The 14389-nt window shown below is 36.8% G+C and carries 7 protein-coding genes; 5 read left to right on the top strand and 2 right to left on the bottom strand.

Going from position 1 to position 14389, the window contains the following annotated elements:
- The first annotated feature begins 119 nt into the window (after nucleotides 1–119).
- The 4 genes from QP953_RS02840 (at nucleotide 120) to QP953_RS02825 (ending at nucleotide 9260) form a co-directional block, all read left to right on the top strand.
- Nucleotides 120–1199: a c-type cytochrome gene (locus tag QP953_RS02840; protein ID WP_309553898.1), complete on the top strand. Its 1080-nt coding sequence runs from the start codon at nucleotides 120–122 to the stop codon at nucleotides 1197–1199.
- Nucleotides 1200–1659: 460 nt separating this feature from the next.
- Complete coding sequence (locus tag QP953_RS02835; protein ID WP_052597911.1) at nucleotides 1660–2742, top strand: hypothetical protein; 1083 nt, start codon at nucleotides 1660–1662, stop codon at nucleotides 2740–2742.
- Between the two features lie 222 nt (nucleotides 2743–2964).
- Nucleotides 2965–3471: a DUF1761 domain-containing protein gene (locus QP953_RS02830; RefSeq protein ID WP_052597910.1), complete on the top strand. Its 507-nt coding sequence runs from the start codon at nucleotides 2965–2967 to the stop codon at nucleotides 3469–3471.
- Nucleotides 3472–3773: 302 nt separating this feature from the next.
- Complete coding sequence (locus QP953_RS02825; protein WP_309553897.1) at nucleotides 3774–9260, top strand: PKD domain-containing protein; 5487 nt, start codon at nucleotides 3774–3776, stop codon at nucleotides 9258–9260.
- 246 nt (nucleotides 9261–9506) lie between these two features.
- On the opposite strand, the gene QP953_RS02820 is transcribed toward QP953_RS02825, so the two are convergent.
- Both QP953_RS02820 and QP953_RS02815 read right to left on the bottom strand, forming a co-directional pair.
- On the bottom strand, nucleotides 9507–12773 hold the full coding sequence (locus QP953_RS02820; RefSeq protein WP_309553896.1) for a UvrD-helicase domain-containing protein: 3267 nt from the start codon (nucleotides 12771–12773) through the stop codon (nucleotides 9507–9509).
- 460 nt (nucleotides 12774–13233) lie between these two features.
- Entirely contained in the window at nucleotides 13234–13623 is a 390-nt protein-coding gene (locus tag QP953_RS02815) for a helix-turn-helix domain-containing protein (RefSeq protein ID WP_309553895.1), read from the bottom strand.
- A gap of 496 nt (nucleotides 13624–14119) precedes the next feature.
- Between QP953_RS02815 and QP953_RS02810 the strand changes: the two genes are divergently transcribed.
- Complete coding sequence (locus tag QP953_RS02810; RefSeq protein ID WP_052596230.1) at nucleotides 14120–14386, top strand: hypothetical protein; 267 nt, start codon at nucleotides 14120–14122, stop codon at nucleotides 14384–14386.
- The last annotated feature ends 3 nt before the right edge of the window (nucleotides 14387–14389 follow it).

Here is a 14389-nt window from a genome sequence, read left to right as displayed (position 1 = left end):
GTTACACTTCAATCTATCTAATAGGTAATAATTAATAATGCTTTGTGGATTAGCTTTAAATACATCGTCATAATCATCCATACAACCATCCCACAAAGTAATGAATTAAACAATAAACTATGTTTGGAAAAGTAAAAATAGGCACCATATTAACTAGCTTGGCAGTTCTTGTTTTAGTCGCTAGTTTTACCGTCATACAACCTCAACAAGAACAGTTTTTTTTGTCTGATAACGATGATCTTTGGACAGTTTATGAAAAACTAGGCAAAATCCGATTTAATACGGTAGATCCTTCCGTCAAAGGTGTTTCAGCAGAAAAAGGTCGAGATATTATTTTTAAAGGATATTCGACCAAACAAGATGGAAAGGGACGCACAGCACAACAAAGTCCTTATTTTAAATGTACAGCTTGCCATAATACAGAAAAAGAGTTTGATGATTTGTCTGATATTTCAGCTCAAAATCGCCTAGACTATGCCGAGAAACACGATTTGCCATTTTTGCAAGGAAGTTCTTTTTATGGTTTGGTGAATAGAAAGACATTTTACAATGATGATTATCAAAAGAAATATGGACATGTTCCAATTATCAAGGCTTCTAATACTGACATCCGAAAAGCCATCCAACTGTGCGCTACACAATGTGCCCAAGGACGTGCTTTAGAAGATTGGGAAATTGAATCAGTGCTCGCTTATTACAATACCATTGGACTTAAAATCAAAGATTTGAATTTAAAACCCGCTGAAAAGAAAGAAGTAGAGACAGCTGTTGACAATGATAAAGATTTGCACCAAGCCGTTCATCTTTTAGAAGCTAAATACCTAGCGACGAGTCCTGCTCATTTTGCTGAGCATAAAACATATAGTCCTATTACTGAAGCTGAAAAAAAAGATACTGAAAGCTTTAAAAATGGCCAATTAATTTACGAGCGCAGTTGTTTGCATTGCCATGAAGCAGAACGTTACTCTTTCTTTGCATTAGACAAAAGTAAGTTTTCTTTTGTCAATTTATTAAATAGAACAAAAGCCAATAAAGATGGTTCTATTTACAAAATTGTCCGTCATGGAACTTGGCCTCTAGCTGGGAAAAAAGCTTATATGCCTTTGTATCCAATTGAAAAAATGTCGGAAGATCAATTGGATGATTTAAAAATTTACATAGAAAACATGGCGATTGGTAACAATCTAGCTGTTCAATAGAGTTATTCTATTTAAGTACTGTCTTTTTAAAAGACAAGCATTTTAGACTCAATGAAGTTACTTAAAGTTGTCCCACCTAGGGTCATATAATGAAGGACTTAATACTTATAATTCCCTCCTTATTACACAAAAACTTTAAGTAACTTCATTTTTTTTATTTTAGCGCCTTCATATTCAAAGCAAAATGCTTAACTTCATTAAGCAAATTTTTATCTCAGATCAGATAAAAGCACTCTGATTTTAGAGGTTATAACTATTTTTTTTGTAGCTGTAATTATTAACCACCTAATTACAGGCATGCAATAGTTCGTAAAAAAAACTCTATTAATTTAACAATCAATACAATGCATTTTTCTCACGAAGTAGCAGCACGGCGAACGATTGAGATTAGTCTGTATTTTTTAATTATTTTGTACTAGTAGTGCTATCTATTTAGTAACAACCACTAACTTTTATACGAATGTCAAAAACGACACGCACATTTTTCTTGTTCCTCTTATCTATTCTTGCCTTGGCTCAATTAGCCGTCCATTCTGTGCCTGCTCCAAGTTTAGAAATTACCAACCAGACAATGGTCTGGAAAGTCATGACTAGTTTAGGAAAAGTCAATGTAAATGTTTTAGACAAAAATCAGCGGTCTAGCAAGACAAAAGGGCAGCAACTAGTTACTAGAGGATACACAAGCAGCTTTAAAGGAAACAAAACAGCGAAAACTAGTAAAAAATTAGTTTGTGTTGCCTGTCATACCATCGAAAAAGAACACCCAAGCGTGGGGACAATGAATCCTCAAAGTCGACTAGAACATGGCGATTCTATGAGCATTCCATTTTTACCAGGTGCACCATTCTATGGCTTAGTCAATCGAGTAGCCTTTTTTACCAATGATTATCAACAAGTTTTTGCCCACAAAGATCGATTAGCCCTTCAAAATGGTCACCGAGATATTCGCAAAGCCATTCAAGCCTGTAATACTGTTTATGCGAAAGGTCGAACTTTAGATCCTTGGGAGATAGAATCCATCTTAGCTTATCTATGGACATTGGAATTAAAAATAGGAGACCTAAATATTCCTGATTCCATTTTAAATATAGCGGAACAAGCTATTAAAACGAACAAGGACAATGCAAGAGCTGTTAACTTAATGCGTCGCTATTATCAGGAAGTATATCCAGCCTCTTTAATACCTCCTATTCCTGTTGGAGAACGCAATTTAATTTCTCCTGTCCTTAATAGTTTTACGAATGGAAAAAGAGTCTACAAACAAAGTTGCCTCCATTGTCATGCTGGCAAGCGCTATTCTAACTTCCGTTTGGACCGAAGTCAAAAAACATTCAAATTTCTAAAAAAACATTTTGACACGCCCACTCGCTACTCAATCTATGATGTACTCCGATACAGCCCAGGAACCAAAGGAGAAAAAACAAACTCTCCTCATTATACCGCTCAAAGAATGAGCAATCAACAATTGCAAGACTTGCGCTTCTATATTACTCAAAAAGCAAAACTAGGAACAGAGGCAGATGCTTATTACAAAAACTTTTAAATACCTTAATAATCGAATCATCTAAAAAACAAGTCTATTCATCTGAATAAGAAGAATAAATACTACTTATTCTCTTCAAAAAATAATATATTAAGTTTGTAATATAGGAATCCTGTCGATTGTAGAAAGAAAAATATAACTATCAAGACGTATCCATTTTTCACTCGTCACATTAATACTTTATGAGCATTTTGTAAAGTAATGTGTCAAAAACACTATATTATGACAAATTTAATCATTGCCTGTGTCCTTGCAGGTGCAATTGGTCTTATTCTTGGATTTCTTTGGTACCACCCCAAAACATTTGGAACAATTTGGATGAAAGAAGCAGGGCTAACAGAAGAAAAATTGCAAAGTGGCAATATGGCTATTACCTTTGGTCTTACCTTTTTGATTACCATATATATGGCTTATGAAATGAAATGGGTTAACCATCCAGATAAACTCCCTTCGTTTGTTCATGGGATGTATCACGGGGTACGCCATATTGGGGTATTTGCTTTAGGAGCTATTTTAATCAATAGTTTAATGGAGAGAAAAAGCATGCAGTACATCCTAATCAATATAGGATATTGGTTGCTTCTTTTTGCTTTGATAGGGGGTATGTTGGCATCTTTTCCTTCTTTTAAGCCTCCCAAAGAAGAAACGACTAGTTTAAAAATGAATGGGGAAGCTCCTAAGTTTATTATTAATAACACCATCAATAAAACTAAAAATCCAATAGGATAAAGCTTTTTTCCAAGAACTTTTAAACACTAAAACCCATCTTATACTTTCTTTTTTGGCAATAAAAAGAGTTGATACCTAACTTTCCTACAAAATTCTCCAAAGAAGCTCTATTTCTATCAAAAAACAAGAATAAATACCTTACTTTAGAGATCAATCCCCCATTTAATAATTAACTATATCGGATGATATAGACTTACCTATATTCTCATTAATTGGCATGACACAAAGGTGCTTCCAACAATCAATAGAGCAGCAATACAACCTCATTATTCGTTCTATAAGGTAAGACAAAAAACAAGCACATGACCCCAAGAATACTCTTTCTAATTATCTTTTTTTGCTATAACACCATTACTTTTGCACAAATTACAACAGATTTTAATGCAAACTTTATAGAAATTTGTGCACCAGACGTGGTGCAGTTCACCGATAATTCAACGAGCACTAATACAATTATTCAATGGGAGTGGAAAAGCAATGGAATTACCTTTTCTAACCTACAAAACCCATCGCTGTTTTTTAATACCCCAGGAAGCTATGACATTTGCTTGATTACTACTGATAACCTAGGTAATATAGATTCTCTATGCCAAAACAACTACATTACAGCTTACAATTCTCCTACAGCTAATTTTAGTACAGATGTTACAACAGGCTGCGATCCTTTAATTGTTAATTTTACAGATTTAAGTAGTTTGGGAGATGCCCCAATACAAAGTTGGCGCTGGGATTTTGGAGATGGTAATATCGATACTGTCCATCAGCACCCTACACACACCTATACCACTATAGGAAATTTTGATGTTACCTTGATTGTCGTAGATACCAATGGGTGTTCTAGTTCTATTCTAAATAGCAATTTAATTACGGTATCTACAGCCGTTACCGCCAATATTACACACAATGCCTACCAGCCCCAATGTGGACTACCAGCTTCTGTTAACCTTTATGGTAGTAGTGCCGGTACTAACCTGACCTATACATGGTATCTAGGTGATAACAATACAGCAACAGGACAGAATATTAGCCACAGTTATTTATCGGCAGGTTGTTTTAGTCCTACCTTAGTCGTAAACAATGGATTTTGTACTGCTACGGCTACGGTCACTTCTTGTATCACAGTTACAGACAATCCCACTGCTGCCTTTACAATAGCTGACACAGCAGGTTGTCATATTCCTTTTAACATTAATATCAGCAACCAAAGTACTGGCTTGACATCTTACTCATGGAATTTTGGAGATGGCGGCACCTCTAGTAGTTTTAACCCTAGCCACACTTATACAAGTTATGCACCTCAAGACACCATGAATTATCCTCTTGGTGTTTTTCCTGTTGTTTTAGAAGTTTCCAACGCCGCAGGTTGTATGGATAGCGATACTCAATTTGTATACATTTCTAATTTAAATACCATTATAAATCCTAACAACCTCCCCTGTGCTCCAGATACAGCTTATTATAGTGTCAATTCTTTGAATATTTCTCCTGCATTTAGCTCTGTTAATTGGATTTGGACTTTAGACAATATGGTTTCGACAATTGGTTCCTCCGCAGCTGCCTACTATCCGGATTCTGGCATCTATCATGCACAAGTTATTGTCACTGACAACATTGGTTGTATAGATACCGCTAACAGAACTGTTGAAATAGGAATGATTCCAACCATTGATTCCATAACGACCGATACCAATCAAGTTTGTCGAATTACAAGTATCAATTTTGATGGTTATGGCAGTTCTTTTATAGATTTTTGGAATTGGACGTTCACAGACAATAGCATCGGTATAGGTTCTTCTTTTAGTCACATTTTTCAAGATACAGGAGCTATAACAGGCAGTTTAACAGCTAGTTTTAGAGGTTGTTTAGCTACTGTCCCACTAGACACTTACTATATATTTCCTCCTATTTCTAAATTTTCTTATAATCTTATATGCGATTCTTTGGATGTTGACTTTATAGATGAATCCGTTGGAGCACATCGTTGGTATTGGGATTTTGGCGATACAACTACCTTAGCAGATACTTCCACCATTCCTAGCCCAAGCTATACTTACCCAGATACAGGTGTTTTTATTGTCTTATTAATTGTTTATAATGATAGTACTGGTTGCGTTGATTCATTTAGGAATGTAATTCAAATTGCACGCCCCGTTGCTAATTTTGACTTTCCTGATTCCATTTGCACCATTGGCAATTTACAACCCACCAACTTATCTCAGTCTGCGGACGCTTATCTTTGGACAGCATTTGGCTCCGTTCCTTTTTCTGTCAATGCAACAGAACCATTGCTCGAGTATCGACAACCAGGAGTTTTTCCTATTATGTTAACTGCTTTTGCGGCCAATGGGTGTTTTGATACCCTACGGCAATACATCCATGTGGCAGGCATAGATACTAATATTGTACACACCTTGCCTGCCTGTCGTCCTGCTGTTGTCACATTTTCAGACTCTTCAATAGGTATTTTATCTCCTATTGTTGGCTGGCAGTGGAGCAACGGCAGTACCCAACAAAGTGCTATAGCACAATATTCCTTTCCTGGCACAGAAGCTATGAACGTGCAAGTCACAAACGACTGGGGTTGTACCTTTGATTTGGTAGATAGCATTGATGTAGGAGGTGCATTTATTAATTTTAGTACTGCAAGAGATATTTGTTTGGGCAATCAAATGACAGCCGTAGCTTTAACGGGCTCTCCTGCTAATGCCAATGCATTTAGACCTTTTACTTATATTTGGGATTTTGGAGATGGAACCATAGATACAACCTTTAGCACCGTTAATTATCATACCTACACTAGTGCGGGGCTCTATGATGTTTGTTTAAATGTTGTGGACATGTTGGGCTGCGTCACAACACTTTGTCGGACAGACTGGGTAGAAGTGCATGATCCTGCTCCTCAATTTACAGCAGATACCTTTTTCTCTTCTTGTCCACCCCTAGAAGTCAATTTTTCCAATCTATCTTCAAGTGGCGGTCAATGGTCTTGGGATTTTGGCGATGGGTCAGTATCCAACTTAGAAAACCCGACTCATGTCTATTCTATATCAGGGTTTTACGACGTCATTTTAGAAGTAACGGCATTTCCTGGTTGTTCTCAAATAGACACCATTCGACAAATGATACAAATAACTGGTCCTACAGGCAATTTTATCATGCCCCCACAAAATAGCTGTAGCCCTTATACCGCAGAATTTATAGGTTCAGGCACCAATGTTGCTACTTATACTTGGCTCTTTGGCAATGGTGATATTCAGAGTAATAACACTAACTCGAATACAGATACAACCTATTATACGTATACACAAGCAGGTACTTATGTTCCAATTTTGGTAGTAGATGATGGAGCAGGATGCCAAATTCCCATCGAACAAGACACTATTTTTATTACCGCTCCTCCCGCCCCAAACTTCAGCGCAGATACATTGATCTGTCAGTTTGATTCTATCCAATACCATGTAACAACTGCCATCACAAACAATACTAGTATAGAATGGCTTTTTGAAGGTGGCTTGCCCAATGCCTCTTCCCTAACCAACCCTGTTATTTATTATCCAGATACAGGAAGTTTTGAGGTTCGGTTAATTTTGACCAAAGATGGCTGCGCCGATACATTGGTTCGCGCCAATTATATAGAAATAAAGGCAGCCCCCATTGCTAACTTTGGCGTTACAATGGCGGACAGTTGCGTCCCCGTATTAACTCAATTTACTGATTCATCAACCAGTTCACAAGGTTATATTTTAGATTGGTCTTGGGACTTTGGGAACAACCAAACCGCCAATAGCCAAGACACTGCTTTAGTCTATAATCAAGCCAATACCTTTCCTGTTCAATTAGTCGTCGAAAACAATTTTGGCTGTAAAGATTCATTACTACAAACATTAACTACCTATCCTAGCCCCAACGTTGATGCAGGTTCGTATCCCACCATCTGTGGAGGTGATAGCATCCAACTTCAAGGAACAGCCTCTGGTAATTTTTTATGGTCTAGCAGTGCGTGGATCAGCGATAGCAGTATTGCCAATCCAATAACAACAATAGACAGTACACAAAACTATATCTTAATCAGTACGAATTCATTTGGTTGTAGCCATACAGACACCACAACCATCGTCGTTACTCCCAATACCACAGTAGATGCAGGCATCAATACAAGTATCTGCTTGGGCGATAGTGTTCTATTGCAAGCATCGGGAAATACCAATATGTATGATTGGGGAAATTCCCCTTCTTTAAGTTGCCAATATTGCGCCACCCCCTTAGCTTTTCCCGATACAACAACAACTTACTACTTACAACCCAACGGAAACCCTGCTTGTGCTAACATAGACTCAATTATTGTACAAGTTAATCCCTTGCCAATAGGGCAAATTATAGGAGATACCTTACTATGTACAGGAGATACCCTACAACTAACTGCCCTTGGAGGGCAAACATATACTTGGTTAACTGGACTTGCTTTATCTGACAGTAGTATTGCCAATCCATTTGCCTTACCAACGATGCCCTCTACCTATACCGTTGTTGTTCGAGATAGTAATAATTGCCAAGATAGCCTTGATCTTTTTGTTAACATTAGTAATATTATAACTCCTCCATTACCAGATCAAACGATTTGTTTGGGAGATTCGGTCACTCTGAATTTGACCAATGCTCATAATCCTACTTGGTTTGGAGATTCTTTATCTTGCTATAATTGCTTGCAAACAAGCGCTTATCCCATTGATTCTAATAGATATGTTGTGCATTATTATAATCATGATAATTGTCTTGTTAAAGATAGTTTATATGTATATGTTTTAGATCTGCGTCAATTAGAGGCACTTGGCTCAGACAGTATTTGTTTGGGAGATACCGTTCTATTAACTGTTTTAGGAAATCAAAATGCCCCTGTTGAATGGATTCCTAATTACGCACTTTCAGATCCCAACAGTACAACACCATTAACATACCCTAGTGTCGATACACAATATATTGTTCAAGTCCAGCAAGGGCATTGTTATGCTAGCGACACGCTCCAAATTCATTTGCACCCTCGAATAGAAATTCAAACTAACGACCTTTCCTATTGTACAGGAGACAGCGCTCAATTAATTACTACTGGAAATAGCAATAGTTTTAAATGGACGCCCAGTCTTTTTTTGAGCAATGACTCAATTGCCAATCCAGTTGTTACCGTTCCTTATAATCAAACATATCAAGTAGTTGGCATGGGAAGATGCAATACGGATACCGCTTATGCTGATATTCAAGTTTATGATTATCCAGCTTTACAACTAGACAGCTCAACGACTGCTATTTTGGGCAGCACACTTGTTCTAGATCTTACCACCAACTCAGGTTCCGTTATTAATTGGTCTCCCTCTATTGATTTGTCATGTAACAACTGTCCTAACCCTTCGTGGGTTGTTCGTCAAAAACAAACATTTTATGTAACGGTTAGCAACCAATTAGGATGTATTGTCCTTGACTCTATCACAGTTTATCCTATTTCAGATTGTACATCTGATTTGGTCTTTGTCCCCAATGCCTTTACACCAGATGCAGATGGTCATAATGATATTTTATACGCCCAGAGTGGCATTGTTCAAGAAATAGAAAGTTTTCAAATCTATAGTCGTTGGGGCGAATTATTATTTGAAACGAATGACCTAGCACAAGGATGGGATGGAACGGTCAAAGGACAAGTTGTCGCACCAGATGTTTTTGGCTATTTTTTAATCTTTAGATGTCCCAATACGGGTGAAAAAATGCTCAAAAAAGGAAATGTCACTATTTTGCGTTAACGACATCTTGACAAGACCTGAAATTTTGTCAACAAAAAGAGCAAAAAGTGGATTTCCTCTATCAAATGTATTACTTTATACACAAAATGTGCATAAAAAAGGAGTTATCCACATAGTTTTTGTGAGTTATTCCACATAAAGTGCATAACTTTCGTTTTTTACACTATTTTTTTCACTGTTTTTTGATGATGCATTTTATACGCAAAAACTTACACTTTTCCTAAAAGTTACTCTATTTTTATTCAATTATGAGAATAAGGTTGATTGTTTAGGCACTTCTTTAAGTTCTACTGATGTCCAAACACCTTCTATAGAATGCACTACACATAAGATAACTTCTGATGCATCATAAGACTCTTTTAATGCTTCTGCTCCTGCTTTCAACAAACTAATTTCTTCCTTTAGTTTAGCCTTATTTTGGTTCAATTTTGTTATATCTTGTGTCAACTGTTGCATCAAGACCAGTTTATTATTTTCAGTTAACAACACCCAATCTATCACTCCTTCAAAGTAAGAATTTCGCTCCAACGAGCTCCAACGAAAATGACGATATTTCTCTATTTTTTGCACCTTAAAATCCTGCGCGACCTTATTGTAAAAAGCCGCTGATAATTTCATAAGGCTTTTAGGCGATAGGTCATTTTCTAGATCATGTTGCTCCAATAAGTTATTGGCAATTTGTTCTCTTGTAGATGCGTCTGAATAGTTGGGTTGATCTCCCAAAATATATGTTCCAACAACGGGTTGCAACATTGAGAAGTCAATCAAATCTTTATTCGTCCAAATCAGCGGTTTGGCAAATCGCTGCACTTTACCAAATTTATATTCTATAAAAGGAAAAATATTTTGAGCTGCATCCATTGCTAATGGCTGATACTCTCGCTCCCCCAAATGAGGACTCAAGTAGTCAATTGACGTTACAGGCAACTCTGTTGTAGGCATATTTTTCTCATAGTTAAATACCTGCGTTCGGATAGAAATCTCTTCATCTTTCCACAACCACAACAAACTCTCACTATTAATATCCAAACTTGGAATAGCCTCATTTCCATCATGAAACACTCGATTAAGCCACTTTGTTGGTTTTTTAGGCATTGTAGGAAAAACCAAGTAGTCTCGCGCCCTTGTTAGACCGACATACAACAAACGTGCTTCTTCTGCCAATGCCTCTTTTTGAGCAATTATTTTTGCTTCGTGTGATTCGATGACTTCCATCAATCGAGTTCCTTTGATTTGATCAGAATAAGGGTTAATCCAATAACACAACAAGCGATTTGCTAAAGGATTTTTAATATCAATTTCGGGAGTTTGTCGAACGATTCTAATTCCCCAAAGACTATCTTTTAAATCATTAGGCAAGCCATGACAAACAACAAAAGGCCACTCCAAACCTTTACTTTTATGGTAAGTCAACACATTTACGGCATTAGTTCCCGCTCCTTTTCCCTGCTCGTCAAGTCCTTCACTAGCCAATTCATCCAACCACAACAAAAAACCTCCAAGTGTTGCAGCAGAGTTGAGTCGATTGCAGGTTTCTTCATAATCTAAAGCTAATTTTCGAAGCGCATCGATATTATCCAGTCGTTGTTGTTCATTGCTCCAAGCCGCCACAGTTCGGCGTATATCCAACTTTTCTAACACCCCATTTAAAATTTCCGTTGCCGACAATTCTTTACTTTTATGCCGTAAGGTACGCAATTGCTGAATGTAAGCATCGTCGTTTCCCCAACGTTCCGTATAATCTGGATCAACCTTAATTTTTTCCAAGTATTCCAAACGATTCGCTATAATATCCTCAATGTTCTGCTTTTGTGCCAATAGTAAAATTTCTGCTACAGCCAATGCATCATGTTTGTTTAATATATAACGCAAACAAGCCAAAATGAGACTAGCTTCTGCTGTCTGCAACAAACCATTTCTAGAAATAGATGCTTTTAATCCTTCCCTATGCAATGCCTCTGCCATTGTTTGACAAGCGGCATTTGATCGACACAATACAGCTACATCGCCTGGTTGGATAGAACGGACTTCATTTGTTCCTTTGATTCGCACCTTCCAATTTTCAGAAAGCATTACAGCAATATTGCGAGCAATACACTGCTCAAACCACGGCTTAGCAGGTGCTCGATTCCCTTCAAACTTAAAATGCCAATGATGTGTCGCTAATTCCAAATCTTCCGACTCATTTTCCTTAACAAAGGGTGGTGCTGTATCTAGAGCAATACGCTCTACAGGCATCTCAGGAGAAAAAGCCTTAACAAATAACCCATTGCACAAGTGTACCAAATCTTGTCGAGAACGCCACGAATTAGGCAAATTAGCAATATTCTCTGTACTATCCATTACCGCCTTCATCAAATCGGGTGCCGCCCCTCGAAAACCATAGATTGACTGCTTAGGGTCTCCTACCCAAATCGATTGATTGGCTATGTTGGTCAATTTTAAAAATATTTTTAACTGTATGGGGTTTGTATCTTGAAACTCATCCACCAACAACAAATCAATCTCATCCTTTAACACCTCTTGTACCATCTCATTCTCTAACAACTTCAGAATCAACACCTCCATATCTATATAATCAATCAATCCGCGCGCTTTCTTGTAGGTTTCGTATTCCTCTAAAGCAGCAATAGCAGTATCAAAAATATGCCCAATATACCGTTCAATCTGTTCGTGAAAGTCGGGATGCTGGTCATGACATTTGGCAAACTCCATCAAATCAAACATATCATCTCGGCTCTTTTTAGGCACCTTCAACTTTGTTAGTCTAGCCCAATCGTACCAATTAATAAATCCTCTATTTTTGAGTGTCGTTTTCATGGAACGAAGGCTCCCCATCAATGTCTCTTTCCCCTTTGTACCATCTTCATTTCCTTCTAGTGCTGTTAACGTTCGCTCTAAATGCCCCATTAATTCGGCATTCAACGATGCCCCACTCTTCTTAGAAGGTGGGGGCAACAGCTCAAAATAAGTTTTTAGAGAATAAGCTTTGCTTTCTAATAAAACATCTGCTTCAAAGTTATTGGAACGTGCAATATCTGTCAATTGCTTTAAATCTCCCCTCCAGTCTTTTTTAGAAAATAGGCTTTTATAAAACCCCAACTGCTCACTTAGCTGCTCCATTTCGAGAACCAAATCCAAAGGAATAACAGTCGATAAGGCTCGGTTAAAAATCGTTTGTTGGTCGCTATCAGCGACAATATCTACTTCTGGGGAAACTCCTGCTTCAAAAGAAAACCGTTTCAACAGTTGCACACCAATTGAGTGAACTGTCCCAATCATTGCATTTCCCAATTCATCCGCTTCTTGCGTCAAGCCTTTTTCCAAAAGCTTGATTCGCACCCGCTCCTTCAATTCTGCGGCTGCTTTATTTGTAAAGGTCGTTGCAATAATTCCTGACGCTCGCACAGCCGCAGGCTTGCCATCTTTAGGAGCAAGCAAACTAGCTATTTCTTCTGTCAAACTGTATGTTTTACCACTCCCTGCTCCCGCAGATATTATTTTCAAATTCATATAGTATGCTTAGCTATTAGTCGTTGTTTGAATCTTAAATTTAACTACGCTCTTGCAGAAAAGAAAGTATTTTTGAAAATATTACGATCAAGGCGAACTTTCTACTATCCACTTTTTATGATTTATGTAATATTTTATTGGAAAGCGTTCACAGAGCTGTGAAGCAAAATAAACAATTAAGATTGGATAGTGTTGTAAAAAATAACGGATGCAATCTATTGGTAATCAATAATTTACATCCGTTAAGAAAGCTGTCCAAACGACTGGATTCTAGCAGATAAATATCTTTGTAATCTACTGAAAATCAATACATTCTTTATACTCTCCCCCCTCTTATATTATTATTATTATTAAAAATATAAGGATATAGGGTTCAGACGTGTTAAATAGTTTAAGTCCTTGTTTTTTAGGTTTTTAATTGGCACTTTTTTCTTATATTTTCGTTGTGATTTCTTTTAAGCTACTTTTTTTCTAAAAGGTTAATTATTTTATCCTTTGCCTCTAAAAGCTTTGTCTTTTCTGCTATTAGAAGATCTTTTTCTCTTAGTTCTTTCTTGAGCTGCTCTAGCTCTTTTTTACAATTCTTACTATCTGTCCCTTTCTTTTTTTCTCCTTTCTCTTCGATAACTTTTGAAGAATCCATAAACATCTCTCCTACCCCAAATAACACCCAATCTATACTAATACCAAGTTTTTCTCCTAGTGGAATTAATATTTTTGAACTCGGTAATGTCTCCCCCCTTAACGCTCTACTTATTGCTGTATGAGATACATTTATCTCACTTGCTAAGCTATTAGCATTTTTTTTACTTTTTCTTATAACCTTCTCAAGTCGTTCATGTACAGTCATTTAAAACAATAATTTTGCTTTTTAGTGGAAAAATTTAAATTAAATTCAATCTAAAAGTTGAATTTGTGCTTTTTAGTTGATATATTTGAATTATTGAATTTTTAAATTGACATCAATAAAACAAAAATTAGCTACTAAGATATAAAAAAGCTGTGTATTACTATCTATTGGGGAATAGAAGTTTGTACGGTCTAGGTGACTTATTAGGAAGTTGGATATTTGGGGAAATATTCAGGAGTGTTCGACTCTCTCCCACCTAACAAATTATATTATTCATAAAAGTTGTGAAAAACTGCCCTAAAGGCGGTTAGGCGTAGCTATACCTAAAAAGAAGGATATGTCATTGAAAAGGATTTTAATACAGGTGAAAAATGGGTTTTATCAACAGGCTATCAAAGCCACTAGAGCCAAACAGAAGGAAAAAACAAGGGAATAACTTCGGTTCTCTCTTTTCAACATTTTAACAATAATTCATATAAATAAAAACCATCATCAAATGCCACAAGAAGAAACACAAACATTTCGCCAATTTTGCGAAAACGAGCTAAGTAAGACACAATTTAACACTTTGTACCAACTTCCTAATGTCACTAAGTACAGCATTACCAATGCGCTCAAAAGACCTCAAAAAATGTCTTTTGACTTGTTATTAATCATTGCAAAAGAACTCGAAATGTCTCCCCTATTTTTAGCTCAAGCGTATGAGTGTAGTTTAGACAAAATGACCGCTAGACAATACTTATATCTTCAAACGATCAATTAACAT

The sequence above is a fragment of the Aureispira sp. CCB-E genome (assembly GCF_031326345.1).
In the GTDB taxonomy this organism is placed as follows: Bacteria; Bacteroidota; Bacteroidia; order Chitinophagales; family Saprospiraceae; genus Aureispira.
The sequence above is the reverse complement of the archived record's forward strand: the minus strand, read 5'-3'. Positions and strand labels throughout refer to the sequence as shown.